General features: G+C 70.3%; 24 protein-coding genes and 1 pseudogene. 8 read left to right on the top strand and 17 right to left on the bottom strand.

Annotated elements, in window-relative coordinates; translation table 11 throughout:
* The first annotated feature begins 42 nt into the window (after nt 1–42).
* Entirely contained in the window at nt 43–693 is a 651-nt protein-coding gene (locus tag FGL15_RS07545; protein ID WP_138945577.1) for a GntR family transcriptional regulator, read from the top strand.
* Nucleotides 694–802: 109 nt separating this feature from the next.
* On the opposite strand, the gene FGL15_RS07540 is transcribed toward FGL15_RS07545, so the two are convergent.
* Entirely contained in the window at nt 803–2050 is a 1248-nt protein-coding gene (locus FGL15_RS07540; RefSeq protein ID WP_138945576.1) for an APC family permease, read from the bottom strand.
* Between the two features lie 43 nt (nt 2051–2093).
* On the bottom strand, nt 2094–4094 hold the full coding sequence (locus FGL15_RS07535) for an AarF/ABC1/UbiB kinase family protein (protein WP_138945575.1): 2001 nt from the start codon (nt 4092–4094) through the stop codon (nt 2094–2096).
* Nucleotides 4095–4227: 133 nt separating this feature from the next.
* On the opposite strand from FGL15_RS07535, the gene FGL15_RS07530 reads away from it, so the two are divergent.
* Nucleotides 4228–5082 carry a hypothetical protein gene (locus FGL15_RS07530; RefSeq protein ID WP_138945574.1) on the top strand — a complete coding sequence of 285 codons (855 nt, stop codon included), beginning with the start codon at nt 4228–4230 and terminating at the stop codon, nt 5080–5082.
* Between the two features lie 34 nt (nt 5083–5116).
* On the opposite strand, the gene FGL15_RS07525 is transcribed toward FGL15_RS07530, so the two are convergent.
* The 4 genes from FGL15_RS07525 to FGL15_RS07510 are packed head-to-tail and all read right to left on the bottom strand — an operon-like array spanning nt 5117 to nt 8931.
* On the bottom strand, nt 5117–5611 hold the full coding sequence (locus tag FGL15_RS07525) for an NUDIX domain-containing protein (protein ID WP_138945573.1): 495 nt from the start codon (nt 5609–5611) through the stop codon (nt 5117–5119).
* A 39-nt stretch (nt 5612–5650) separates the two neighbouring features.
* Complete coding sequence (locus FGL15_RS07520; protein ID WP_138945572.1) at nt 5651–6628, bottom strand: hypothetical protein; 978 nt, start codon at nt 6626–6628, stop codon at nt 5651–5653.
* Between the two features lie 54 nt (nt 6629–6682).
* A complete protein-coding gene (locus FGL15_RS07515; RefSeq protein WP_240773848.1) occupies nt 6683–7909 on the bottom strand; it encodes an MFS transporter in 1227 nt (408 codons plus the stop codon).
* Nucleotides 7906–8931, bottom strand: coding sequence for a zinc-dependent alcohol dehydrogenase family protein (locus tag FGL15_RS07510; RefSeq protein WP_138945571.1), 1026 nt, complete (start codon nt 8929–8931; stop codon nt 7906–7908). The genes FGL15_RS07515 and FGL15_RS07510 overlap by 4 nt, the downstream gene beginning before the upstream one ends.
* Before the next feature lie 128 nt (nt 8932–9059).
* Here FGL15_RS07510 and FGL15_RS07505 point away from each other — a divergent pair, with 128 nt between their 5' ends.
* Nucleotides 9060–9992: a helix-turn-helix domain-containing protein gene (locus FGL15_RS07505; protein ID WP_138945570.1), complete on the top strand. Its 933-nt coding sequence runs from the start codon at nt 9060–9062 to the stop codon at nt 9990–9992.
* The gene (locus FGL15_RS07500) at nt 9992–10711 is read left to right on the top strand and encodes an SDR family NAD(P)-dependent oxidoreductase (RefSeq protein WP_138945569.1); all 720 of its coding nucleotides are present in this window, start codon (nt 9992–9994) and stop codon (nt 10709–10711) included. Before FGL15_RS07505 ends, FGL15_RS07500 begins: the two co-directional genes overlap by 1 nt.
* Before the next feature lie 64 nt (nt 10712–10775).
* Here the strand turns inward: FGL15_RS07500 and FGL15_RS07495 are convergent, their stop codons facing one another.
* The 9 genes and pseudogenes from FGL15_RS07495 to FGL15_RS07455 all read right to left on the bottom strand — a co-directional run bounded on the left by FGL15_RS07495 (nt 10776) and on the right by FGL15_RS07455 (nt 20072).
* The gene (locus FGL15_RS07495) at nt 10776–11645 is read right to left on the bottom strand and encodes a MurR/RpiR family transcriptional regulator (RefSeq protein WP_085514317.1); all 870 of its coding nucleotides are present in this window, start codon (nt 11643–11645) and stop codon (nt 10776–10778) included.
* A complete protein-coding gene (gene murQ, locus FGL15_RS07490; RefSeq protein ID WP_138945568.1) occupies nt 11635–12675 on the bottom strand; it encodes an N-acetylmuramic acid 6-phosphate etherase in 1041 nt (346 codons plus the stop codon). Before murQ ends, FGL15_RS07495 begins: the two co-directional genes overlap by 11 nt.
* Nucleotides 12659–13600, bottom strand: coding sequence for an N-acetylglucosamine kinase (locus tag FGL15_RS07485; RefSeq protein ID WP_138945567.1), 942 nt, complete (start codon nt 13598–13600; stop codon nt 12659–12661). Before FGL15_RS07485 ends, murQ begins: the two co-directional genes overlap by 17 nt.
* Nucleotides 13597–15243, bottom strand: a complete 1647-nt coding sequence (locus FGL15_RS20520) for a glycoside hydrolase family 3 protein (protein WP_205858701.1) — start codon at nt 15241–15243, stop codon at nt 13597–13599. Before FGL15_RS20520 ends, FGL15_RS07485 begins: the two co-directional genes overlap by 4 nt.
* Nucleotides 15240–16082, bottom strand: a complete 843-nt coding sequence (locus FGL15_RS07475; protein ID WP_138947231.1) for a carbohydrate ABC transporter permease — start codon at nt 16080–16082, stop codon at nt 15240–15242. The genes FGL15_RS20520 and FGL15_RS07475 overlap by 4 nt, the downstream gene beginning before the upstream one ends.
* An 83-nt stretch (nt 16083–16165) precedes the next feature.
* Complete coding sequence (locus FGL15_RS07470) at nt 16166–17137, bottom strand: carbohydrate ABC transporter permease (RefSeq protein WP_370282131.1); 972 nt, start codon at nt 17135–17137, stop codon at nt 16166–16168.
* 6 nt (nt 17138–17143) lie between these two features.
* Nucleotides 17144–18303: pseudogene (locus tag FGL15_RS07465) on the bottom strand (sugar ABC transporter substrate-binding protein).
* 366 nt (nt 18304–18669) lie between these two features.
* Complete coding sequence (locus FGL15_RS20265) at nt 18670–19347, bottom strand: FadR/GntR family transcriptional regulator (RefSeq protein WP_168223346.1); 678 nt, start codon at nt 19345–19347, stop codon at nt 18670–18672.
* Nucleotides 19344–20072 carry an SDR family oxidoreductase gene (locus FGL15_RS07455; protein ID WP_138945565.1) on the bottom strand — a complete coding sequence of 243 codons (729 nt, stop codon included), beginning with the start codon at nt 20070–20072 and terminating at the stop codon, nt 19344–19346. Before FGL15_RS07455 ends, FGL15_RS20265 begins: the two co-directional genes overlap by 4 nt.
* Before the next feature lie 116 nt (nt 20073–20188).
* Here FGL15_RS07455 and FGL15_RS07450 point away from each other — a divergent pair, with 116 nt between their 5' ends.
* Together FGL15_RS07450 and FGL15_RS07445 are read left to right on the top strand one after the other, a co-directional pair.
* Nucleotides 20189–20959, top strand: a complete 771-nt coding sequence (locus FGL15_RS07450; protein WP_138945564.1) for an SDR family NAD(P)-dependent oxidoreductase — start codon at nt 20189–20191, stop codon at nt 20957–20959.
* 269 nt (nt 20960–21228) lie between these two features.
* Nucleotides 21229–22134: a serine hydrolase gene (locus tag FGL15_RS07445; RefSeq protein WP_064294922.1), complete on the top strand. Its 906-nt coding sequence runs from the start codon at nt 21229–21231 to the stop codon at nt 22132–22134.
* A 272-nt stretch (nt 22135–22406) separates the two neighbouring features.
* Here the strand turns inward: FGL15_RS07445 and FGL15_RS07440 are convergent, their stop codons facing one another.
* A complete protein-coding gene (locus tag FGL15_RS07440; RefSeq protein ID WP_240773846.1) occupies nt 22407–22838 on the bottom strand; it encodes an NUDIX domain-containing protein in 432 nt (143 codons plus the stop codon).
* Complete coding sequence (locus tag FGL15_RS07435) at nt 22835–23635, bottom strand: triacylglycerol lipase (protein WP_138945563.1); 801 nt, start codon at nt 23633–23635, stop codon at nt 22835–22837. Before FGL15_RS07435 ends, FGL15_RS07440 begins: the two co-directional genes overlap by 4 nt.
* A gap of 153 nt (nt 23636–23788) precedes the next feature.
* On the opposite strand from FGL15_RS07435, the gene FGL15_RS07430 reads away from it, so the two are divergent.
* Both FGL15_RS07430 and FGL15_RS07425 read left to right on the top strand, forming a co-directional pair.
* Complete coding sequence (locus tag FGL15_RS07430) at nt 23789–24388, top strand: DUF4190 domain-containing protein (RefSeq protein WP_138945562.1); 600 nt, start codon at nt 23789–23791, stop codon at nt 24386–24388.
* A 390-nt stretch (nt 24389–24778) separates the two neighbouring features.
* The gene (locus tag FGL15_RS07425; protein WP_168223345.1) at nt 24779–24922 is read left to right on the top strand and encodes a hypothetical protein; all 144 of its coding nucleotides are present in this window, start codon (nt 24779–24781) and stop codon (nt 24920–24922) included.
* The last annotated feature ends 13 nt before the right edge of the window (nt 24923–24935 follow it).

The following is a 24935-nucleotide window of genomic DNA, read 5'->3' as shown; positions in this document are numbered from 1 at the left end:
GTACGCTGACGGCATAGCATTCGCCGACGAAGGAGATCTCGCATGCCCGTGCCCTCAGCCAACCCACCCGTCGAGCGTCGTTCACTCCGCGAGGTCGCCGTCGAGCGCATCCGCACGGCCATCTTCGACGGCACCCTCGAGCCCGGCGAGCACCTCAACGACGGCGAACTGCAGTCCTGGCTCGGGATCTCCCGCACGCCGATCCGCGAGGCCCTCAACGACCTCGCCCGCGTCGGCCTCATCGAGATGGCCGCACAGCGGTACACCCGCGTCGCCCTGCCCGACCCGGCACAGCGCACCGAGGTCATGCAGACGCTGGGCGCGATGCTCGGCGGTATCGTCCGCGTCACCGTCCCCGGTCTCGGCGCGACACAGAAGAAGGCGCTCGTCCGCGCGATCAACCAGGTGATCGTGGTCGTCGAGCAGCGCGACATGGCCGAGCACGGGCGACTCAGCTGGGAGCTCTTCGACGCGTTCATCGCCGCGTGCCCGAACGCCACCCTCGTCGCGGCGACGAAGGACATCATCGACGGCCTCACCTACCGTTCCTCCGCCACGCGCACCGAGGAGAACACCGACTGGGCCGCCAAGGAGCAGGGCTACCCGGCGCTTCGCGAGGCGGTCGAGGCCGGCGACGCGATCGCCGCCGAACTGGCCGTCGAGAACATCTTCCGCCTCTCCGCGCAGCTGTAACCGGTCGGCCCTTCGACAGGCGGATCCTGAGCGTGTCGAGGGGCAGGGGCCGGGTTCCGGGCTTCGTGTCGGCCCTTCGACAGGCTCAGGGACCGGGGACCGGGCCCGGTCACTGAGCCTGTCGAAGTGCCACCGCCCGCCCGGCAAAGCCGAGGAGCACGACCACCGTGCCCACGATGACCGACGTCGGCGGCAGCGTGAACATGAGGACCACGCAACCGACGGCGCCGAACACACTCACCGCGCGCGGGTACCGTCGGTGCTCGCGCGTCTGGCGGAACGCCGCGACGTTTGCGACCACGTAGTAGAGCAGCACGCCGAACGAGGAGAACCCGATCGCGCTCCGGAGGTCGACGAGCAGGACGAGCACGATGACGACCGCGCCGACGAGCAACTCCGCGCGGTACGGGGTCGCGAAGCGCGGGTGCACCGCATCGAGTGTGCGCGGGAGGTCGCCGGTCCTCGCCATCGCGAAGGCGGTCCGGCCGATGCCCGCGAACACCGCGAGCAACGCTCCCAGACAGGCCGCCGCCGCGCCGAGCCGCACCAGGGTCGCAGCCCACGGCCACCCGTTCGTCTCCACCACCGCGGCCAGGGGTCGCGCGCTGTTCGCGAGCCCGTCCGGGCCGAGCGTGAGGAGCGACACGACGGCGACGGCCGTGTAGACGACCACGGCGACGACGAAGGCGATCCCGATCGCGCGGGGGATCGTCTTGGCCGGGTCGCGGACCTCCTCGCCCAGGGTCGCGATCCGCCCGTACCCGGCGAAGGCGAAGAACAGCAGCCCCGCGGACTGCAGCACGGCGAGCGGACTGGCGTCGAACCCGAGCGGCGCGAGCCCCGTCGAACCGGCTTCCGGCCCGACGACACCTGAACCGACGACCACGGCGAGCACCAGGAGGACGGCCACCACGATCACCCGGGTCGCGGTCGCGGTGCGGGTGACCCCGAGACAGTTGGTCACGACCACCAGGGCGACCGCGAGCGCGGCGACCGGACGACTCCACTCGGCCGGTGCCGCATACGCGGCGAAGGCGACCGCCATGGCTGCGGCGCTCGCCGTCTTGCCCACCACGAAGCTCCATCCGGCGGCGAAGCCCCACCACGGCCCGATGAGTTCGCGGCCGTAGAGGTAGGTGCCGCCGGCCGAGGGGAGTTGCGCGGCGAGCTGCGCGGAGGACATCGCGTTGCAGCAGGCGACGACCGCTGCGACGACGAGCCCGATGAGGAGCCCAGCACCGGCGACCTGCGCAGCCGGCTGGAACACCGCGAAGACCCCGGCGCCCATCATCGAGCCCAGGCCGATGAACACCGCGGCGCTCGTGCCCAGGCGTCGCTGCAGTCGGGGGTCGCTCACCCGATCACGGTAGTGCCGTCAGGTGAACAGCGGGGTGCTCCGCTCACCGACCCCGACGGACGACGGTCTGCCGGAGGACTCGCAACAGGCCCAGGAAGCCGAGGAACCCGATGAACGCCGCGATGAGATCGAACACCCGCAGGCCGCCGGGGAGGACCGGGCCGGCACCGGTGACGACGAGGACCACGGCGATCACCAGGGCGGCGATCGAGATCAGGGTTCCGACGATCTCAGCGGTCACGCCCTCCACGAGCCCCTTCGCCGGTTCATCAGCGAAGCCCTTCAGCGTCACGCCGACGGTCCCGTCCTCGAGTCCGGACAGCAGCGAGTCGAGTCGACGCGGGAGGTTGCGGGCCAACGCGGCGGTGACGGCGGCCTGCGCCTGCAGGGTGACCGCGGTCTGCCGGACGGACTGCGAGCGGCGGAGGAGACGCGGGACCATCGGGAGGGCCTGTTCGAACATGTCGAACTCGGGGTCGAGCGCCTTCAAGCACCCTTCGAGGGTCGCGAAGCTGCGGAACGCGGCGGCGAGGTCGCCGGGGAGCGCGATGTGGTGCTGCCGGATGACGTCGAGGAGTCGGCTGAAGATCGAGCCGTCGCCACCCGGACGGTGACGCTCGGTGGTGATGACGATGCCGACGTCGTGGCGCAGGGCGTCGAGGTCGGCGTCCTCAGGCAGGTCGACGATGAGGAGGAGCGCGTCGGTCGCGGCGATGTCGTCCTCGCTGACGGTCGCGAGCATCACCGCGGTGAGTCGCTGCCGCTGGCTGCGCTCGATGACGCCGACGGCCCCGAAGTCGATCAGCCCGAGCGATCCGTCCTCGCGGAGGATGACGTTGCCCGGGTGGAGGTCGGCGTGGAAGACCCCGTGCACGAGGATCTGTTCGAGCACGACCTCCATGAGGCCGGTCGCGAGGGTCTCGCGTTCCTCCTTGGGGATCGTCGCGATCCGGTCACGCGCTCGACTGAGCGGCAACCCGTCGACGAGGTCCATGGTGAGTAGACGGGCACCGGAGGCCGCCGGGTAGACGCGTGGCACCGTGATCCGGACGCCCTCGTCGCGCTCCTCGCGGCGCTTCAAGGTGCTGCGGATCATCTCCACGTTGCGGGCTTCGATCCGGTAGTCGAGTTCTTCGAGCAGCGTCGAGGTGAAGGCCCGCGCGACGGAGGCGAGGCGGAGGTCCTGCCCGAACTTGGTGTGCGTCTCAGCGCGCTCGGCGAGGCGGACGACGATGTCGGCGTCGGCCTCGACCTGCACCCGGGCGGCCGGTCGCTGGACCTTCACGACCACGGGTGTGCCGTCGAGGAGCTCGGCGGTGTGCACCTGGGCGACGGACGCCGCGGCGAGCGGTTCGGAGTCGATCGACGCGAACACGGTGTCGATCGGCGCACCGAGCTCGGTCTCGATGACGACCTCGACCTCGTGCCAGGGCAGCGTCGTCGCTTCGGACTGCAGCGACGCGAGGGCGCTGAGGTACGGCTCGGGCACCAGGTCGCGTCTCGTTGAGAGCACCTGTCCGAGCTTCACGAAGGTGACGCCCGAGTCGTTGATCGTCGCGATGATCGCGTTGGCGCGCTGCTCACTCGTGGTGAGTTCGAGCTGGACGCGGGATCGGCCGTGCACGAGCCAGCCCGCGCCGTGCCGTGACGCGATGGTGAGGATCTGCAGGTATCGCCTCGTCCGTCGTCGTCGTTTGATCGCGGAGCGGACGACGTCGATCGGGTTCATCAACGGCCGGGTCGGGATGATGACCTCGATGGCCACGAGGACACCGAGCCCGAGCGCGAAGATCCAACCGATCGCGAGGAGGGCGACGGCGACCGCTGCGAAGGCCGCCCGAGCATCTCCGGCCTCACCCGGTTGGACCAGGCCGGTCTGTTGCAGCAGCCAGTTCACGAACGGTGGGCCGGTGACGAACACGACGAGCCCGACCAGGATGCTGCGCGGCCATCCGACCGGGGCGTCGAGCACCCGCCGCGCGGCGAATCCGAGGAGCAGCGCCGACACGACCGCCAGGACGATGGTGAGTGCGTCAGTCAGCATCCGGCATCCCCTCGTGGGTCGAGCGGTCGTCTCGCCCCGCCCGCCAGCGTATCCGGCCCGGCTGAGCGAGCGCGAGCGCTGACCCTCCTCGGGATCCGGCGGAACGGTCCCTCACCGCCCGGGGTTCGCTAGGGTGTCGGACGGGGACGGGATATCTATGGGCGACCAGCGGGTTCAGAAACAGGCCGCGGCGGCGGACGGGGGCCGCCGGGAGACCTTTCGTCGCCATCAACTCGTCGTCATCCGGTTCCTCTGCGGCGTGCTGGCGGTGCTCGCGTTCACCAGTGCGGCAGGGCTCACCCTCCCGGTCGTGCCGGCTGACGGGCCGGCGTTCAGCGCGCCCGACCGCATCACCGTGACCACCGCGGACGGAACCGAGGTCGAGCTCGAACGATTCCAGGGCCCGGTCGGTCGCTTCGGGTCGTACTCGCGTGGTGATCGGACCTTCACGCTCATCGACGTCGACACTCGCTCCCGTGTCCCGGACCGCGTGCCGGTCGTCGAGCCGTCCGAGCTCATCCTGTCCGACGACCTTCCTGCACGGTTCATCGCGACGGTGAGCGGGCGGGATGGTGCGGAGGACCTGAACGAGCGTGAAGCCTCACTGACCGATGAATGGCGCATGTACGTTCCGCTGAGCGCCGGGCTGCCTGAGTACACCGATAGGCAGATCAACCGGGGCGAGGTCACCGCTGCCGGTGAGACGGTCACCACGGACGAACCCTCGGTCCTTGCGATCGCACCCGACTACACCGATGGAGTGAAGCATCCACAGGAATGGGTCGTCCTCTTCGACTTCGCCGCGCTGCATGCCGCGGGCAACACCAATCTCAGCTTCCCGCTCGCTTGGTACGAGGACGGCCCGGTGGTCCCCGCCATCCGTGCCGTGGCCCCGTGGCTCGGCGTCGCCCTCCTCGGGCTCGCGGTCTTCCTCCCTCGACTGGCCCGCTCGCCGAGATCGCACAACCGGCGCTCATCCGCCGTCTGAGGCGACATCTACTGCGCTCTCGTGGAGCGCGGCGTCATCCCGCCTGGAATGCTCCCGACGCGGTGTAGGCGTCGAACAGGCGCAGGACCTCCACGGTCGGCCCATGCGTCGGGGTGGGCGGGGCGATGAGCGGAGCCCAGCGGAACTCGACGACCTCGTCCACCTCGGCGCGGAGCGAACCAGTCCACAAGCGTGCGACGAAGCACATCGCGAACGCATGGACCCGGTCGCCGTTCGGGTAGTCGAGGACGTGGAACGCGGCGGCTGAGAGACAGGCGAATGGCTCGAGGTCGCGCTCGTCCACTGACAGACCGGTCTCTTCGGCGAGTTCGATGACTGCGGTCTGCGCGAAGCTGCTTCCGGGCTCGCAGCTACCGGCCGGGATCTCCCACAGGCCGGTGTCGATCCGCCGCTGGAAGAGTGCGTTCCCCTCGCCGTCCAGCACGAGCACCTGCGCACCCGGGAGCGCGAGGAGCCGATGCCCCACGAGCTGCCGTAGCTCCCAGAGATCGCTTCCGACATAGCCCATGCGCGGGAGTCTAAGGGGCTCAGGTCCTCGGGCGAAGCATCACCCGAGGGCGTCGCGTTGTCGGATGAGTTCCTGCAGTCGCTCGTCACGGCGGTCGGCGTCCGCCCTGACCATCGCGCGCAGTGAGGAGTCGTACACGGACGTCGCTTGCTCCGGCTCACAGTCCAAGACGGCCGCGATGCGCTCCAACGCCTCGTCGTCCGACACCGCGCTCTCGACCACCTCGGCGATCTCCGGCCAGGACCGGCGGGCGCCGACTCGCAGCTGCTCTGCTTCGATCTGTCGATCGAAGGCTCGGCGCTCGCTCGCGGGGTCGGCCCGGTGGCGGTTCTGCTTGGCGACCTGATGCGCTACCAGCTCAGCGGTCAGCTCGACCCGGAGCGGCTCGGCGAGGCGGAGCCCGAGTTCGACGACCACGACGTGGAGGTCATAGGGGCCGGGCTCCAGTGAGGTGGGGCCGGACTGCAGCTGGAGTTGCACCGGGACTCGGGCGTACTCCCCTGGGTCGAGCGGGACGGCACGATCCGCTGCGGAACTGACCCAGCCGAAGGAGAACTCGGTTCCGCCTGGCGCGGTGAGCGCACCGACGGCACGGAATCCTTCGTTCTCGGGCGTCCATCTGGTGGTGCCCGCGTTGACGATGTCGATCGCCAGCGCGCTCGGATCGTGCTGCTCCTCCACGAACGGCGGCCAACGGAGCACCAAGCCCTGTCGGCGTTCTGCTCGGCTCGGGCGCACGACCAGCGTGTCCGGGTGCACGCGCACCACCGGAGGCTGCTCTCCCGGATGCACCTGTGCCACGCGCCAGGTCCGGTGGTCCGCGTCGACCGGCGAACCGAGATACACCGCACCGCTCTCCAGCCGGCGGAGCACCCGCCAACCATCCGACGGGGCCTCAGCGGTGGCGTCGTCGACGCCGCAGGCCAGTTCGTCCGCCAGCTCCGAGAGTGTCGTGCCGTCGCCGGTGAGTGCGTCGCCCTCGACCTCGAGGTCCCCGATCCGTGGTGAATCATCCATGGAAGCCATGCCCGATGGTCTCACGCGACCGCCGCCGCCGGCTCGGCCTCCGCGTCACCCCGCGGCGAAGGCCGAGCGGCGACCCACGATCGTGAGCAGGAGCGCAGCGAGCCCGAGGGCGATCATGACCACCGGGAGGTTCAAGCCGTCGAAGGTGTCGAGGAGGAGCGCCCCGAGGATGCCGCCGGCGAAGATCGCGAGATTGAACGCGACGGGCAGGAAGGAGTTCGCGACGTCCGAGTGCTCGCGTCCCGATCGGGTGAGCGCCGACTGCAGCTGGGCGGATGAGCCGCCGAACGCCAGGCCCCACAGGACAGTCGCAATGAGGACGGCGACGATCGACGCGTGGCCGAGCAGGAGCAGCGCGCCCGCCGCGACGAACGTCGCGACGCTCCCGTGGAGCAGCGCACGCGGAGCCCGGTCGATGAGCGCCGCCGTGAGAGCGATGCCCGCGATGGACGAGACGCCGTAGACGAGCAGCACGAGATCGGCCCCGAGTGCCGTGCCCGAGGCCCGAAGGAACGGCGAGATGTAGGTGTAGACGGTGTTGTGAGCCAGCATCCAGACGACGATCACCGCCAGGACGACCGCGACACCGGGCAGGACGAGCACCCGTCGAAGCGGGAGCCGTGCCGAGCGAGGCTGCCCGGGCGCGTCGGGCACCACCACCGCGATGGACACGAGCACGACGAGCGCGAGCGCCGTGAGCCCTCCGAACGCCCAGCGCCAGTCGAACGCGGTGCCCAGCCAGGCGCCGAGCGGTGTCCCGAGCGCCAGTCCGGCGGGTGCTCCGACGGACACGATCGACAGTGCGAGGCCTCCCCGGTCGGGCGGGCTGATGCGACGACCGTAGGCGGCGAGCATGCCCCAGATCACCCCGCAGAACGCACCAGCGACGAACCGCGACACCAGCGCGACGACGACGTCCCCGGCGACGGCGGTCACGGTGTTCGCGAGGATGAGCCCGACGATCGCGCCGAGGAGGAGTGGCTTGCGACGCATGCCACGGGTGAGGGCGAGCGCCGGGATCGTCACGAGCACGGTCCCGAGCGCCCACACACTGATGAACTGACCGATCAGGCCCTCGCTCGTGTCGAGATCCCGGGCGATGACCGGGAGGAGTCCGGCCGGCATCGTCTCGGCGGCCACGAGGACGAACCCCATCGCGGCGAGGGCCGCGAGCGCGAACCAGGGCATCCGGGTCGGCGTCCCGGCGGCGGGAGGGGTCGACGAACCGGCCGACGCACCCGGCGTCGAGGTGGTCGGTGCTGCGGGGCTCACAGCGTCAGCAGCACCTTGATTGCACGACGCTCGTCCATGGCGCGGTACCCCTCGGCCGCGTCCTCGAGCGGCAGCGTGAGGTCGAAGACCTTCCCCGGGTCGATCCTCCGCTCCCAGATCATCCGGATGAGCTCGGGGAGGAACCGTCGCACCGGCGCCGGCCCACCGTGCAGGTGCACCTCGGCGAAGAAGAGCTCGTCGAGCGGCAGCGAGACACCCTCGTGGGCGACGCCGACGAAGCCGACGTGGCCGCCACCGCGAGTGGAGCGGATCGCCTGCAGCATGGACTCCTCCGTGCCGACCGCCTCGATGACGCTGTGCGCGCCGAGACCGCCGGTCAGTTCCTTGATCCGTGCGACCCCCGCCGCACCGCGCTCCTCGACGATGTCGGTCGCGCCGAACTCACGCGCGAGCGACTGCCGGTCGGCGTGACGCGACATCGCGATGATGCGTTCCGCCCCGAGCTCCCGGGCCGCGAGGACGCCCATGAGCCCGACGGCCCCGTCACCGACGACCACGACCGTCTTCCCCGGCCCCACCTCGGCGGCGACCGCGGCGAACCAGCCCGTGCCGAGCACGTCGGACGCGGCGAGCAGCGAGGGGATGAGCTCCGCGTCCGGCTGCCCGGGCGTCGCCACGAGCGTGCCGTCGGCGTGGGGGATGCGGGCGAGTTGCGCCTGCGTGCCCGCGGCGACCGACACGAACTCGGCGTGCACGCACTTCGACTGGTACCCCGCCTGACAGATCTCGCAGGTGTTGTCGGAGGTCACGAAGGAGCCCACGACGAAGTCGCCGACGTCGATCGTCCGCACGTCCTCGCCGACCTGCTCGACGACACCGACGTACTCGTGCCCCATGTTCGTGTGGTCGACGGGCTCGACCCCGCGGTACGGCCACAGGTCGGACCCGCAGATGCAGGTCGCCGTGAGCCGGATGACGGCGTCGGTCGGGTCGACGATGGTGGGGTCCGGTCGGTCCTCGACCCGGACGTCGCCGGGCGAGTGCATGACGACTGCGCGCATGTGTGCTCCTTCTGTCTGGTGGTGCAGGCGACCAGTCAACGCCTCGGGCGACCCGGGAGGGAGTCCCGCCTGAGAGGTGTACCGAGAGGGCACCTGTCGGCTCGCCTCGAGGACGTATCGTCGGAGGCATGGACGATCGAGCAGACGTACGCGAGTTCCTCATGACGCGTCGGGCACGGCTGACCCCCGAACTCGCCGGCTTGACCGCGGGTCCCAACCGACGGGTTGCCGGGCTGCGGCGTTCAGAGGTGGCGGCGCTCGCCGGGGTCAGTGTCGAGTACTACGCGAAGCTGGAGCGCGGGGCCATCGCCGGAGCGTCGTCGACCGTCCTCGACGCCATCGCCCATGCGCTGCAGCTCGACGAGGCGGAACGCACCCACCTGTTCGACCTCGCCCGCGCGGCCGACGGTGTCCCACTCTCCGGTCGGCCGCGTCGCCGGGCGGCCAAGAACCCCGCGACCCGGCCGAGCCTGCACTGGATGCTCGACGCGATCACCGACGGCATCGCCTTCGTCCGCAACACCCACCAGGACCTGCTCGCGACCAACGAGCTCGGGCGCGCGTTCTACTCGCCCGTCATCGGCGACGGCGGGCGCACCCCGAACCTCGCACGGTTCCAGTTCCTTGACCCGGCCTCCCGGGACTTCTACCCCGACTGGGACGTCTTCGCCGAGATGTGCGTTTCGGTCATGCGCGCGGAGGCAGGCCGGGACCCGCACGACAAGGGACTGCACGACCTCGTCGGTGAGCTGTCGACCCGGAGCGACGCCTTCCGCACGCTCTGGGGAGCGCACAACGTGCGCACGCACGGCACGGGTACGAAGCGGTTCAACCATCCGATCGTCGGCGAGATGACCTTCGCCTACGAGGAACTCGCGATCACGGCCGACCCAGGCCACGTGGTGCTCGTCTACACGGCCGAGCCCGGCTCGCCGTCCGCCGAGCGTCTGCAGTTGCTCGCGAACTGGGCGGCGTCCCAGCGGGAGGCGGAGCAGCGTGACGCTGCGGCGGTCACGAACGAGCCCGACACCAGCGAGGCCGGACGGGCAGGGGGTCGCTGATGCCGCGCATCCTGGTGACCGGTGCCGCCGTCGGCCTGGGGCTCGGCGCCGCGACCGAGCTGGTCGACCACGGGCACGAGGTGCTCGTCCATGCCCGGAGCCTCGCCCGCGCCGACGGGGTCCGGTTGCTCGACGAACCTTCCGCGCACCTCGTCACCGGTGACCTCGCCACCCTCGACGGCGTTCGTGAGCTCGCGGAGCAGGTCGCCGCAGCCGGTCCCGTGGACGCGATCATCCACAACGCCGGCGTCCTCGACGGAGCGGCCGTCCTGCCGGTCAACGTGGTCGCGCCCTACCTGCTGAGCGCCCTGGTCCCCGCGCGGCGACTCGTGTTCCTCAGCAGCAGCATGCACCGCGGCGGCACCGCCACGCTCGACGGTCTCGACTGGTCGGGTTCCACGAGGACGGCGAGCTACTCCGACAGCAAGCTCCTCGTGACCGTCCTCGCGGCGGCGATCGCGCGGGTGCGTCCCGGGGTGTTCAGCAACGCGGTCGACCCCGGGTGGGTGCCGACACGGATGGGCGGGCCGAACGCGCCCGACGACCTGGAACTCGGGCACCGGACCCAGGTGGCGCTCGCCGAAGGGCGTGGCGCCGACACCTCCGGATACTGGCATCACCAGCGACGCGAGGAACCGCACCGCGCGGTCCGCGACGAGGCGTTCCAGGACGAGCTGCTACTCGCCCTCGCCGGGCACACGGGCGTGCCGCTCTCCTGAGAGCGCAGTAGACGCGCTCACGGGGCGGATTTGCGTGCATCTTCTGCGCTCTCGCGGAGCGCGCTCAGGTGTCGATGCGGTGGTCCTGGATCGACTCGTAGGTGACGCGGAGCGACTCCGCCGCGGCGTCGTAGCGACGCTGAGCGACACGGATGAAGAGCAGGTCGACGAGCGCGAGCTGGGCGATGCGCGAGGACATCGCACCCGAGCGGTACCGGCTCTCCCTCGCCTGCGTCGCGAGGACGAGGTCGCACCGGCTGGCGATGGGGGAGTCGGGGAAGTTCGTGATGCACACGGTCGTCGCGCCGGCGGCCCGCGCGAGCTGCATCGCCTGCTCGGTCTCGACCGTGAGCCCGGAGTGCGAGATGCCGATGGCGACCCCACCGGGCCCGAGGAGGGCGGCCGACGGCAGCGCGAGGTGGGCGTCGACGAAGGTGTTCGCCGGCATGCCGATCCGGTAGAGCTTCTGGTGGAGGTCCTGCGCCGTGAGGTTCGAGGACCCGAAGCCGATGATGTCGATCCGTGGGGCGACGAGGAGGGCGTCGACGACCGCGTCCAGGGCGTCGCGGTCGAGCGAGCGGGCGGTGAGCTCGATCGCCTGCACCTCCTGGTACGCGACCTTCGCGACGACCGTCTCCACCGAGTCGTCCGGGTCGATGTCGGCGTCGTCGACCTCGAACCGGTCCCGCTCCGCCTGCTCGCGACTCGTGGAGGTCGCGACGGCCACCCGGAACTCCCGGTAGCCGGTGTACCCGATGGTCTGGCAGAACCGCGCGACGGTCGCCTGCGAGGTGCCGCAGGCCTTCGCGAGTTCGGTGATGGTCAATTCGACCACGAGCGAGGGGGTGCCGATGATGGTCTCGGCGACGCGCGTCTCGGCGGCGCTCAGGCGAGGGATCGCCTGGCGGAGCACGAGCAGCGCGTCAGTGGACATCCGGTGCGGCCCCCGTCGGGTCTTCGACGGCGTGCGCTGCGATGGCCGCGCTGAGGGAGCCGTCGCCACCACGGAGGCGGGCGACTGCTTCATCTGCGGCGATGCCGGTCACGAGGACGAGGATAGCGGCCTTCACCCAGCCGTCCACGGATGCGAGCGTCTTCGCGGCCGTGGCGGCGTCGACGTCGGTCGCCAGCATGACCGTGCGTTCCGCCCGCGCCCGGAGCTTCTCGTTCGTGGTGAGGAGGTCGACCATGAGGTTCCGGTACGTCTTCCCGAGCCGCACCATCGTGATCGTCGACAGCATGTTGAGCACGAGCTTCTGCGCCGTCCCCGCCTTCAGTCGGGTCGATCCGGTGAGGAGCTCCGGACCGACGACCGCCTCGATGCCGATGTCCGCGTCCCGGGCGAGCGGAGAGCCGGCGTTGCACGACAGGCCGATGGTGATCGCACCGATCGAGCGCGCGTACTGGAGGGCGCCCAGGACGTAGGGCGTGCGACCGGATGCGGAGACACCGACGACGGCGTCGTCCGCGGTGATCGACAGCGATTCCAGATCCGCCCGACCGAGATCGTCGCGGTCCTCGGCGTTCTCCACCGCCTGCTGGATGGCGCCCGGACCACCCGCGATGAGTCCGACGATGAGGCCGGGGTCGGTCCCGAACGTGGGTGGGGCCTCACTCGCGTCGAGGATGCCCATCCGTCCGGCGGTCCCGGCGCCCAGGTAGACGAGTCGTCCGCCCCGGCGGAGGCGCTCGACGATCGCTTCGACGGCCTCGGCGATCTCGGGTTCGACGGCCGCGATGGCGTCGGGGACGGAACGGATGTCCTCGTTCATCGCGGCGACGAGTTCCCGCGTGGAGAGGGCGTCGAGGTCGGGGTGTCGCTCGTTCACCTGCTCCGTCGAGAGGGTGGCGAGCTCCGCGCGGATGGTGTCGCGTTCACCGGCCCCTGAGCCTGTCGAAGGGCGGGCGCCGACAGCGACAGGCTCAGGGACCGGTGGTGAGGTGCTCTCAGGCTGCGTGGACATCGTCGCGCACGACCCTTCCGTCGTAGGAGATCGCGGTGTCGAGTGCGACGAGTCTGGCTCCGTCGAGCGCGTCACCGCGGGGTGCGACGAGGTCGACGCCGACCTCGTGCATGGCCGTCGCGAGATGCGCGGCGACGTAGGGGTGGGAGGCGATCCCGCCGACGACGCACACGGCACCCGTGCCGGCGGCGGCGGCGCTCACGGCGAGATGGGCGCAGGCGGCGTCGACGATGTCCGCGGCGACGGCGTCACCCTCCTCGGCGCGAGTGATGACCGTGGGCGCGAAGGTGCCGAGCTGGCGGGCCGGGGCTCCGGTGCTCGAGACCCAGCGGGGGAGCGCGGGGATCGACCCGATGAGCGCCTCGGCGTCGGTGAGCATGGCAGTGGCGGGGCCGCGGCCGTCGAAGGCACGCATGCACGCCTCGAGGCCCTGCTGCCCGATCCATCGACCGCTGCCCTCGTCTCCGAGCCAGGGACCCCAACCGTCGATCTGCTTCACGGCGCCGGTGGCGTCGACGTCGAAGACGACGGAGCCAGTGCCGGCGATGAGCACCGTGCCGGGACCACCGGCGAACGCGCCGGCGTGGGCTGCCAGGGCGTCGTTGACGACGGCGATCGTCGCTCCCAGCGCCAGACGCAGTTCGGCGGTGAACGCGGCGACCTCGTGCGGTGCCGCCTCCACCCCGGCGGCGCCGATCCCGACGTGCTGCACCGCGGCGAGGAGGTCCGCCGGGAGGTGCGCGACCGTCTCGAGGACTGCGCGGGCCGACAGCTCCGCACCCTCGTGGTCGGCGAGGCCCGGTGCCCCGTGGCCGCGGGCCTCCGCGAGGACGGTCAGGTCGTCGCCGGATCCGCTCGTGATGCGGGCGCGGCAGGAGGTCTTCCCGAGATCGATGGCGAGGACGGGTGCTGCGAGGTGGTTCATGATCCGTTCCGGTGGTGCTGGTCGTGCAGATGGTGCGTCGGCGCCGCGATGGAGGCCGCGGCGAGGAGTTCGGTGACCCGGTCGGCGGAGGCCCGGGAGGCCGCGAGCGTGTCGATCACCGGCAGGGGGAGGACGGCGTCCTCGGCGAGTGGCAGTCCGACGCTCACGACGACGGCGTCCGGGCGGACCAGCGCGACGCGGTCCACCGCGAGTCGCTGCGGTGTGTCGTCGCCGAGGCGGTCCGCGAGGAGGACGACCCCGTCGTCGGCGGGGATCGTCTCGAGCAGGAGGGCCAGCTCGTCGGAGGCGGGTGTCTCGGCGTCTGGACCCGGTGTCCGCAGGCTCGGGCCGCCGGCGAGCCGGGTGACGCCGAACCGTTCGGCGAGCGACTCGACGAACGGATCGTGGGCCGAGGCGACGGCGAACGTCGGTCGGTCGCGGAAGTCGACGAGGGTGATCGCCGACGCGTCGATCGCGACCTGGCCCCGGACGCGGACGACCCGGCGGATGGCGTCGGAGAAGCGCCCTTCGACAAGCTCAGGGACCGTGGACCGCTCACGGACCGCGGAGGGCTCAGGGACCAGGGAGGGCTCGGGGACTGATTCCCCGGTCCCTGAGCCTGTCGAAGGGCTGACGGACCGTGCGAGCCACGCCACCCGGGCGGCCGCGCGCTCGACGATCGCTTGATCGAGCTCGCCGTCGGCGATGGCGGCGCAGACCGCCTCGAACACCTCGAGGTAGTCGTCCTCGTCGGTCGTCGCACCCTGCTTCGGCCCGAGGTTGGACGGGTTGCCGATGCAGAGCAGGTCGACGCCGGCCTCGAGGGCGAGGACCGCCCCGCGTCCTGAGCCGGTGGTGGACCGGATGGCGGCCATGTCGAGCGCGTCGGAGATGATGACGCCGTCGAAGCCGCTCTCGCGCAGCCGGCGGAGTGGGATGGGGTTGAGTGTGGCCGGGGCGTCGCCGAACGCCGGGACGACGATGTGGGCGGTCATGACACTCGCGACGCCGGCGGCGATCGCCGCGTCGAACGGTGGCAGGTGTTCGGCTTCGAGCTCCGCCAGGTCCAGGTCGATGCGGGGCAGATCCAGGTGCGAGTCGCTCGCCGTGTCGCCGTGGCCGGGGTAGTGCTTGACGCAGGCGGCGACCCCGCCGGTCTGCAATCCGTCGACCATCGCGGCGACGTGGCGGGAGACGAGGTCGGCGGTGGGGCCGAACGAGCGCACCCCGATGACCGGGTTCGCAGGGTTGGTGTTCACATCGGCGACGGGCGCGAGGGCGACGTTCGCCCCGGCGGCGTGGAGCCGCTCCGCGAGTGCCGCCCCCACCGCGCGCGTCGTCTCGACGTCGTCGAGGGCGCCGAGCTGCGCGTGCCCGGGCAGCGTGGAGCCCGTCTGCGCCTCGAGGCGGGAGACGTTGCCGCCCTCCTCGTCGACGCCGATGAGGACCTCGGGCCGGTGGTCGCGGAGTTCGGCCGACAGCGCCGCGACCTCCGCCGGGTCCGAGGAGAGGTTCTGCCCGAAGTACACGACGCCCGCGAGGCCGCCGTCCAGCTCGCGCAGCAGCCAGTCCGGGGCGGTCCGGCCGAGGAAGCCCGGCCAGAGGACGCCCCGGACGAGCCGCGCGACGTCGGGGTCGATCATCCCTTCACCGCTCCGGACACCAGACCGCCGGAGAGGCGGCGCTGCACGAGGATGAAGAAGATCATGACCGGGATCGTGATGATGGTCGACGCCGCCATGACCGAACCCCAGTCGTTGGAGTTCAGGCCGAAGAACTGCTTGAGGCCGATGGCGACCGTGTAGTTCTCCGTCGAGCCGCCGAGCAGCGTCATCGCGAAGATGAACTCGTTCCAGGCCGTGATGAAGCTGAACACGCTCGTCGCGACGAGACCGGGGGCCACGAGCGGGAGCATGATCGAGCGGAACATGCGCCACCAGCTCGCGCCGTCGAGGAACGCCGCCTCTTCGAGCTCCACCGGCACCGCCGCGACGAAGCCGCGCAGCATCCAGATGCCGAACGGCAGCGCGAGCGCGACGTACACGATGATGAGCCCGAGCAGCGTGTTGAGCAGCTGCAGATCGCGGATCTGCACGAACAGCGGGATCACGAGCGCCTCGAGCGGCACCATCTGCACGACGAGGATCATGAGCAGCACCGCGGTGCGGAACTTGAACCGGAAGCGGGCGACCGCGACCGACGCCAGGAGCGCGACGGCGGCGGAGATGAGCACCGTCGCACCGGCGACGATCGCGGAGTTGCGGAGGAAGACCGCGAACCCGCCGTCGGTCAGCACCGACTCGAAGTTCGTGAACGACAGCTCCTTCGGGAAGAAGGACTGGCCGCCGCTCGACGCCTGTGCGTCGAACGCGCTCGACAGCATCCAGTACGCCGGGAACAGCGTGAACACGAGCAGGAGGGTGACGAGGATCGCCTTGGCGGTGTTCGAGCGGATCTTCCGACCGCTCGCCTTCCGGTGCATCGGGACCTGCGGCTTGGCCGACCGGTCGGTGCCCGGTCCCTCAGTCGGTCGACGGGCGGCGGTGGGGGCGGGAGCGTGGGTGGTCACAGTTCGTCCTCCTTCATGAGGGCGCGGATGTAGACGATCGTGATGCCGAGCAGGACGAGCGTCAACAGCACCGCGATCGCGGAGCCGAAGCCGTAGCGGTTCTGCCCGAAGGACTCCACGTACGACCATACGCCGAGGTTCAACACCTCGCGGTTCGAGCCGGAACCACCAGGCATGAGGTAGATCTGCGCGAACACCTTGAAGTCCCAGATGGTCGACAGGATGATCACGACCGAGAACACCTGGCGCAGCGACGGGAAGGTGATCTGGAAGAAGCGACGGAACGCGCCCGCCCCGTCCATCTCGGCGGCTTCCAGCATCTCCTTGGACACGCCGAGCAGGCCGGCGAGGACGGTGATGGCCACGAACGGGAAGCCGTGGTGGATCACGTTCAGCAGTGCGATGCCGTAGAACGTGAACTGGTTCGTGAACCAGTTGAAGGGCTCGTCCATGAGCCCGAGCCCCATGAGCGTCTGGTTGACGATGCCGCGGTCGGCGTCGAAGATCCAGACCCACACGTAGGTGCCGGTGACGGCGGGCATCGCCCAGGCGACCATGATGGCGCTGCCGACGATGGTGCGCCAGAAGGAGCCGAGGTTCGCCATGAGCAGGGCGACGAGGGTGCCGAGGACGACCGTACCGATGACGGCGGCCGCGGCGAAGAAGACGGTGTTCGGGAGGACGACGGTCCAGAGGGTCGGGTCGGCGAAGACCTCGGCGTAGTTCGCGCCGCCGTTGAAGTTGGTGTCGCCGCTGACGATCTCGCGCAGGCCGTAGTCCTGCAGGGAGAACAGGACGACGCGGATGAGCGGCCAGAGGAGGAGCACGGCGAGGATGAGGAGCGCCGGCGCGAGCAGCAGCCAGGGGCGGGTGCGCATCAGGAGGCGCAGCCGCTTGGGGGAGGGGCCCCCGGCCACCCGCGAAGCGGGGGCTTCGCGGGTGACCGTGGGCGGGGTGAGGGTCGACACGATCGGCTACTTGCCGTTCATGATGTCGTCCATCTCCTTGGCGGCATCGGTCGTCGCCTGGTCGACCGACTTGCTTCCGGAGAGGATGGCCTGGATCATCGCGTTGGTGGTCTTCTTCGCCTGCACCGCACCGAACTTCGGGGTCACGGGGAGGGAAGCGCCGCCGTCGACGAACTGCTCGGCGAAGGGCTTCACCAGCGGGTCGTCGCTCTCGGTCGAGTCACTGAGGAGCGAGGTCTGGCCGGGGAAGTAGCCGGTCTGCTCGGCCCACTCGGAGGCGAACTTGCCGGTGGTCATCATCTCGATGAACTGGAACGCGAGGTCCTTGTTCTTCGAGGTGTTGAACATGCTGAGGTGCGAACCGCCGAGCACGGAGGGCGACATGCCGCCGTCCTCACCCGGGATCGGGATGGCGGCGAACTTGCCCTCGAGCTCCGGGTTCTTCTGGACGATCGTCGCCGGGGTCCAAGAGCCCATGATCGCCATGGCGACCTTGTCCTGCACGAAGTTGTCGAGGACGTCGGTCTCCTTCCAGGTGGTGGCTCCTGAGGAGGAGAGGTCGTACTTGGTGGCCAGGTCGGTCCAGAACTGGATGCCCTTGCGTGAGTCGTCGCTCGCGAGACCCGACTTCCAGGTGTCGCCGTCGAGCTCGGAGACCTCGCCGCCGGCGCCCCAGACCCAGGGGTACGCCGTGAATTCGGCGTCACCGGGGACGGGGAACGGGATCATGTCGGGCTTGGCGGCCTTGATCGCGGTGCCGGCGTCGATGATCTCCTGCCAGGTGGTCGGAGCCTTGAGGCCGAGTTCCTCGAAGACGTCGGTGCGGTAGACGATCGAGCGGACGCCGGCGTACCACGGCATGCCGTAGAGCTCGCCGTCGTAGGTGCCGGAGTCGGCGAGGCCCTGGACGAGGTCGTCCTTCAGGCCGGCCTTGTCGACGTAGTCGCCGATGGGGCGAGGGCGCCGGCGTCGGCGAACTCGGCCGTCCAGGTGGTGCCCGTCTCGGCGACGTCGGGGGTGGTGTTCCCGGCGATCGACGTCACGAAGCGGTCGTGGGCGTCGGCCCACTGCACGTACTCGACCTTGAGGGTGGCGCCGGTCTCCTTCTTGAAGGCCGAGCCGACCTCCTTGAAGAAGGCCTCGGAGTCGGGGTTGGTGCCCTGCATGATCCAGACGGTGAGCGTCTGGCCGTCTGCCGAGACGTCGCCTGAGCCGGAACCGCCACCGGCACAGGCGGTGAGGCCGAGTGCCGCGGTGGCGAGGACGGCCAGCGGAAGGGTGCGCTTGCGCATGGTGCTGCTCCTCGATTCTGGGATCGGGAGTCCGAGCCGTCGTTGGCCCGGGATCCGGAGTGACCGGGAAACCACGGTCGATCCCTGCTGTTTTCAGTGGGTGTGGAAACAGTATTCAATAAGTACAGGAAGCTTGCAAATATTTTCCAGCACTGCAACACGGTCGTTACCTGCGTGACGGACGTGTTTCACGAAGCTGCGAGAACCGTGTGTGTGGATGGCGGTCGGGCGCCGCCGTCGTCAGGCCGTGCGGAGGATGATCACGCGCATCGTCGCGGCGGCCCGCTCGCCGTCCTGCGCCTCGATCGCCGACGCGAGGTCCGTGTGCAACGCCGCGTCGTGGTGGTCGATGCCGTCACCGGGCAGCTGGTCCACACGATCCCGGAGGGCCTCGTCGACGGCGTCGCCGACCCGGTCGAGGATCGGGTTCGCCGCCGCGCGCCGGATGAGGCGATGCAGCAGGAGGTCGGCCTCGAGGAACGCGATCGGATCCTGGCGAACCGCAGCCGCGCGGAGCGCCTCGCTCGTCACACGGAGCTCGCGGGCGTCGTCGTCGCTGCGTCGCTCGGCCGCGAGTCGCGCCGACTCCGGCTCGGTCGCGGTGCGGAGTTCGCGGATCGCGAGGAGGGTGGACTCCCGTCGTCCGCTCGCCAGCGCCCAGCGGAGCAACCGAGGCTGCAGCCAGTCCCAGCTTGACGACGGTTGCACGGTGTGGCCGACGTGCGCCTTGCTGGCGAGGAGTCCCATGCCGGAGAGCACACGGGTCGCCTCCCGGACCACCGACCGTGAGTGCCCGGCGCGGTCGACCAGTTCGTCCACCGTGCACACCGTGCCCGCGGGCAGTCCGCCGTCGACGATCTCGGTGCCGATCCGGTCGAGCGTCCGTTCGAAGGCCGACGCCCCCGGTGAGCGGCTCACGCCCGTGCTGATGGACGGGTGGGGGAGATCACGAGCTCGTCGATCCGCACGTGCGGCGGGCCGTCGAGGATGAACCGCACGGCGCGGCCGATGTCCTCGGGCGTCAGCATCGTCTCGCGCGCCGACGCGTCCGGCACCTGCGGCCGCATGGAGAGGAACGGGGTGTCGACGTCGCCCGGGCAGAGGTGGGTGGCACCGACGCCGTGGAGTCCCTCCTCCTCGTTGAGGGTCGCGCAGAGCGAGGCGAGCGCGGTCTTGCTCGCGCTGTAGGCCACGCCACCCTTCGTCGAGAAGCGCCAGCCGGCGAAGGAGGAGATGACGACGATCCGTCCCTGGGTGTCGCGGATGGTGGGCAGCGCGAGGTCGATCGTCCGGGCGACCGAGGTGAGGTTGGTATCGACGATCGCGGCGAACTCCGTCATCGACTGGTCGTCCCACCGGCGCCGAGGCGCGTTCAGGCCCGCCGCGGTGACGAGGTCGTCGACCGGGCCGAGCTCGGCGACGATACGGTCGTGGGCTCGGGCGAGCGAAGCGGGGTCCGTCGCGTCGGCCTCCGCGGCGACGGCGGTACCGCCGGCGGAGGTGACGGCTTCGACGGTCTCGAGCAGCGCCTCGCGCCGTCGACCCGTCACGGCGACGCGCCATCCCGCCTCGGCGGCCGACGCCGCCACGGCCTGTCCCATGCCGCTGCCGCCACCCGTCACCCAGAGCACTCGATCCGTCATGACGCCAGTGTATCGAGCCGGCCGATCATAAGTATGTTTTACTCGCCTGGCGCGCACGCGGCCGTCGACACCGGGTCGACGCGTCGACGGATGCGCTCGGACGACGGGAGACACCGATGCTGCTGGACCTGACAGGTCGACGCGTGATCGTGACCGGAGGCGCTCGCGGGATCGGGCTCGCCCTCGTGGAGTCCTTCCTCGCCGAGGGGTCCCGCGTCGCGGTGCTCGACCTCGACGTCTCCTCCCTCGACGCGCTCGTGGCGTCCCACCACGGTGACCTCGTCGCCATCACGTGTGACGTGCGATCCGAAGACTCGGTGTCGAGCGCGGTCGCGGCGGCTGCCACCGGGCTCGGAGGGATCGACGTCCTCGTGAACAACGCCGGGATCAACGTGCAGTCACTGCTCGAGGAGACGAGCGACGCCGCGTGGACGAGGTGCTTCGACGTCAACGTCGGCGGCGTCTTCCGGGTGTCGAAGGCGGTCATCCCGTATCTGAAGGGACAGCGCTCCGGCCGCATCATCAACGCCGCGAGTTTCGCGGCGGTCATCCCGAGCGTCGGCAGCGCTGCCTACGCGGCGTCGAAGTCCGCGGTGGTCCAGTTGACCAGGGTGCTCGCGAGCGAGCTGGGTCCGTGGGGCATCACGGTGAACGCCTACGCCCCTGGCATGGTGCCGACGGCGATGAACGGTTTCGCCGAACTGCCCGCGGCGCAGCAGGACGAACTCCTCGACACGCTCTCGGTGCGCCGCTGGGAGGAACCGGAGGACGTCGCGAACGTCGTCCGGTTCCTCGCGAGCGACCAGGCAGGCTACGTCACCGGTGCGCTGATCGACGTCAGTGGGGGCAAGTTCGCGACCCAGTTCCCAGCCCGCGCTCGCGCCTGATCGGGCTCTGAATCTGACGGGATCCGGGCGGTGGACCGACCGGATTCGCGGGCGATGGAAGCGACGGATGTCGGACCGACGCGCCCGGGAACGACGTTCCCAGGCCCAGATTCGCAGCCAGCGCGAAGGGCGCTTACGATACCGTGGACGGCACATCCGGAGGCCCGCAGCGCGGGTCGTCGGACGCCCGTCGAGTGGGCTGACCGGGGCAGGTCCACACCCGCAGGATCGTCGGGATCACCATCTGGAGCAGAGGAGTTCGGTCAGCCGTGGCTTCACGAGTGCACGAGTCGGAACGTCGCCGTTCGCGCGATGCGCGTCGAGGGCGCCACCGTGCCTCCGCCCAGATCGAACCCTTCACCCGCGGGTTCAGCGCCCTCGGCGAGCTGGCCGCGTCGGGCGCGCAGGTCAGCCTCCGGATCAACGACATCACCACCGGCGAGATGCTCATGTCTGCCGACGACCACGTCGTCGTGCCCACCGCCTCGATCGGCAAGGTCCTGCTCCTCATCGAGGTCGCGGCCCGCCTCGGCGACGCCGACTTCAGCGGCCTCACCATCCTCGACCGCGAGCCACTCGACGCCGTCGCCGACTCCGGGATCTGGCAGCACCTGCAGGCGCCGTCGCTCCCGGTCGCCGACCTCGCCGCCCTCGTCGGCGCGACGAGCGACAACCTCGCCACGAACGTTCTGCTCCGGCACATCGGTCTCGACGCCGTCCGCCACCGTGCCGAGGAGATCGGCCTGAAGCGCACGGCCCTCCTCGACATCGTCCGCGACCACCGCGGCCCCGACAACGCACCGCAGCTCTCCGTCGGGTCCGCCCGCGAACTCGCCTGGCTGTTCCAGGCGCTCGCGACGGGCGAGATCGTCGACGCGACCACCAGCCGCCGGGTCCTGGCCTGGTTGTCGCTCAACACCGACCTCTCGCTCGTCGCCTCGGGCTTCGGGCTCGACCCCTTGGCCCACCGTGAGCCCGACCACGGCATCCAGCTCTTCAACAAGACCGGTTCCGGGGTCGGTGTGCGAGCCGAGGCGGGTATCCTCCGCGGACCGAACGGCGCCGTGAGCTACGCCGTGTGCACGAGCTACGACGACACGGAGCTCGGCACGCGCCTCGGTGTGGTCGACGCCGTCCGGATCCTCGGCCAGGACCTCCTCGAGTACGTCCACTGAGCCGGTCTCACTCGTCCGGTCCCAGGTTGACCGGTCCCTGAGCGTGTCGAAGGGCTCACCCCCTCCGCCGGTCCCTGAGCTTGTCGAAGGGCAGGATCCGACCGGTCCCTGAGCTTGTCGAAGGGCGTCTCCGTGGGCACTTCGACAAGCTCAGTGACCGGGATGGCTGACTCGTGTGCTGTCCGATCCCAGTTGTTCATCGGTCCCTGCCCTTCGACAGGCTCAGGATCCGCTTGTCGAAGGGCAGGATCCGCCTGTCGAAGGGCCGCCGCTCAGTCGATGAGCCCCGCCGCCGCCAGGCGCTCGAGCACGACGCGTCCCGCGGGTGGGCAACGGTCGAGTGACTCCGTGCCCACCCAGTGGACCGCGCTCACCTCGGCGGAGGGCGTCGGTGTCTCGTCCGTCTCGGCCGCGAAGACGTGCATCCGCACGAGCCGGCCGTCGGGTTCGCCGTGCGCCTGCGTGACCACCGTGAACAACGGCGTCACCCGCGCCGGATCGATTTCGACCGCGACCTCCTCGCGTGCCTCCCGGACGGCGGCCTCTGCGGGCGTCTCGCCCGCGTCGATCTTCCCGCCGGGCATGTACAGGACGTCGCGACCGCGAGCCGTCACCATGAGGACCCGCCGTGCGCGGACGATCGCGACCGCGGACACCAGGATGTCGGGGAGCGGGCTGCCCGAGCCCTCTGGTGCGCGGCTCACCGGTCGGCCGGGTGCTCGGTGTCGAGTGCGGGCCGCACCCGATCGGCGAACCCGTCGACGGCGAGTTCCACGGCGTCCTTGAGCTCGTCCGTGCTGAGGATCACGAAGTGACCCGGCACCGGGAGGAGCACGTTCGTCGCTCCGGGCAGCACGCTGCTCGACGGCACGTGCGGGTCGAAGGTGCTGTAGATCGAGACGACATCGGCGTTGACGTCGTGCGGGGCGCCGAGCGCGACGATGGTCTCGTCCGTCGGGAGGAACGCGCGGAGGCTCGGGTCGACCACGTACTTCGCGAGCACCGACCCGGAGAACGGCGAGCAGATCGCGACGACCCCGAGCAGGCCCAGCCGCTCGCGTTCCGTGAGGAGCAGCTCCTTCCCGACGAGTCCTCCTTTACTGTGCGCGACGATGACGCACCCGGCGGCGGGCTTCTGCAGTCGTCCGAGCGCGCGGGCGAAGCGGGCCGCCGTGTCGCGGATGGGCTTGCGGTTGTACCCGAGGCCGCGTGCGATGCGGATCCGGTAGCCGTCGGCGTTCAGGCGGTCTGCGACCGGCTTCAGGAACGCCCACGTCTCGTAGACGCCCGGGATGAGCACGACGACCGGTCGACTCGCGTCGCCACGGGCGTACTCCTTCGGGATGCGGCCGCTGAAGAAGGCCCGCGTGTGCCAGACGACCGAGTGGACCCAGTCGACGGCGACGATCCCGGCGATGGTCATCGCTCCCGGCCGTTCGGCGACCGGCGGGGCGTCGGCGAGCGCGACGTCCTCGGCTTCCGCCACCGACTCCTCGTCCATCCGCACCCCTCGTCCATCTTGCCACCGCCTCCGGTGCGCACCGCGCGAGCCCAGTGAACATCAGGGATCGCGGGTTACCCTGTGTTGACAAGGCGACGGCACGCTGCAAGCATGAGTCCGTTCGTCGAACCCCTATGCGCGAGGTGCACCTTGATGACTGATCCGAACTCCGGCCAGCCGAACGACCCATACGGTCAGAGCCAGAACCCCCAGCAGCCGGCCTACGGCGAATCGCAGGTTCCGCCGGCTCCGCAGTACGGGGAACAGGCTCCGCAGTACGGCCAGCCCTCGCCCTACGGTGAGCAGCCGGGCCAGCAGGCTCCGCAGTACGGCGAGCAGCCGAAGTACGGACAGCCGCAGGCTCCCTACGGCGAGCAGCAGAACCCCTACGGCCAGCCGCAGGCACCCTACGGGCAGCAGCAGAACCCCTACGGCCAGCCCGCCGCTCCGTACGGACAGCCCCAGGCGCCGTACGGCTACGCGCAGCCGACCGGCCCGAAGACGAACGTCATGGCGATCATCTCGCTCATCGCCCCGTTCGTCGGGTTCGGCGTCGTCGGCCTCGTGCTCGGCATCATCGCGCTCGGTCAGATCAAGCGCACCGGTGAGCAGGGCCGCGGCCTGGCCCTCGCCGGCACGATCGTGAGCGGCGTCTCGGTGCTCGCCGGCATCGTCTTCATCATCTTCTACTTCCTGATCATCGCAGGCGCGATCGCCGGCGCGAGCTCGTACGACTACAACTACGACTACTGATCCACGGCCTGCTCCGCAGGCGGATCATGACGGGCATCGGCATCGCGCCGGTGCCTGTTCCTCGTTCCAGCGCACTGCCCGTTCCGGACCCTGAGCGAAACCCTCTCCGGTCCCTGAGCGAAACCCTCTCCGGTCCCTGAGCGAAACCCTCTCCGGTCCCTGAGCGAAACCCTCTCCGGTCCCTGAGCGAAACCCTCTCCGGTCCCTGAGCTTGTCGAAGGGCGGTGCCCAACCGGTCACTGAGCGGTAACCCGCTCCGGTCCCTGAGCTTGTCGAAGGGCGGTGCCCAACCGGTCACTGAGCGGTAACCCGCTCCGGTCCCTGAGCTGCGCCGCACTGAGCCTGTCGAAGTGTCGAAGGGCACACGAGGAACGTCCATGGTCGGGTCGGGTGTTCGCGCGCACCTCGACAGGCTCGGTGACCGAGGTGGGCTCGGTGACCGAGGTGGGCTCGGTGACCGAGGTGGGCTCGGTGACCGAGGTGGGCTCGGTGACCGAGGTGGGCTCGGTGACCGAGGTCGGCTCGGTGGCCTGAGTCGCCCGACGCG

Source organism: Plantibacter sp. M259, from assembly GCF_006065115.1.
GTDB lineage: Bacteria > Actinomycetota > Actinomycetes > Actinomycetales > Microbacteriaceae > Plantibacter > Plantibacter auratus.
This window is presented reverse-complemented; position numbering and strand designations above follow the sequence as displayed.

Excerpts from the sequence above, each read along its gene's own strand:
- FGL15_RS07545 (WP_138945577.1), top strand. The coding sequence starts at position 43 with ATGCCCGTGCCCTCAGCCAACCCACCCGTCGAGCGTCGTTCACTCCGC.
- FGL15_RS07535 (WP_138945575.1), bottom strand. The coding sequence starts at position 4,094 with ATGCTGACTGACGCACTCACCATCGTCCTGGCGGTCGTGTCGGCGCTG.
- FGL15_RS07525 (WP_138945573.1), bottom strand. The coding sequence starts at position 5,611 with ATGGGCTATGTCGGAAGCGATCTCTGGGAGCTACGGCAGCTCGTGGGG.
- FGL15_RS07520 (WP_138945572.1), bottom strand. The coding sequence starts at position 6,628 with ATGGATGATTCACCACGGATCGGGGACCTCGAGGTCGAGGGCGACGCA.
- FGL15_RS07510 (WP_138945571.1), bottom strand. The coding sequence starts at position 8,931 with ATGCGCGCAGTCGTCATGCACTCGCCCGGCGACGTCCGGGTCGAGGAC.
- FGL15_RS07505 (WP_138945570.1), top strand. The coding sequence starts at position 9,060 with ATGGACGATCGAGCAGACGTACGCGAGTTCCTCATGACGCGTCGGGCA.
- FGL15_RS07500 (WP_138945569.1), top strand. The coding sequence starts at position 9,992 with ATGCCGCGCATCCTGGTGACCGGTGCCGCCGTCGGCCTGGGGCTCGGC.
- FGL15_RS07495 (WP_085514317.1), bottom strand. The coding sequence starts at position 11,645 with ATGTCCACTGACGCGCTGCTCGTGCTCCGCCAGGCGATCCCTCGCCTG.
- murQ (WP_138945568.1), bottom strand. The coding sequence starts at position 12,675 with ATGTCCACGCAGCCTGAGAGCACCTCACCACCGGTCCCTGAGCCTGTC.
- FGL15_RS07485 (WP_138945567.1), bottom strand. The coding sequence starts at position 13,600 with ATGAACCACCTCGCAGCACCCGTCCTCGCCATCGATCTCGGGAAGACC.
- FGL15_RS20520 (WP_205858701.1), bottom strand. The coding sequence starts at position 15,243 with ATGATCGACCCCGACGTCGCGCGGCTCGTCCGGGGCGTCCTCTGGCCG.
- FGL15_RS07475 (WP_138947231.1), bottom strand. The coding sequence starts at position 16,082 with ATGCACCGGAAGGCGAGCGGTCGGAAGATCCGCTCGAACACCGCCAAG.
- FGL15_RS07455 (WP_138945565.1), bottom strand. The coding sequence starts at position 20,072 with ATGACGGATCGAGTGCTCTGGGTGACGGGTGGCGGCAGCGGCATGGGA.
- FGL15_RS07450 (WP_138945564.1), top strand. The coding sequence starts at position 20,189 with ATGCTGCTGGACCTGACAGGTCGACGCGTGATCGTGACCGGAGGCGCT.
- FGL15_RS07435 (WP_138945563.1), bottom strand. The coding sequence starts at position 23,635 with ATGGACGAGGAGTCGGTGGCGGAAGCCGAGGACGTCGCGCTCGCCGAC.
- FGL15_RS07430 (WP_138945562.1), top strand. The coding sequence starts at position 23,789 with ATGACTGATCCGAACTCCGGCCAGCCGAACGACCCATACGGTCAGAGC.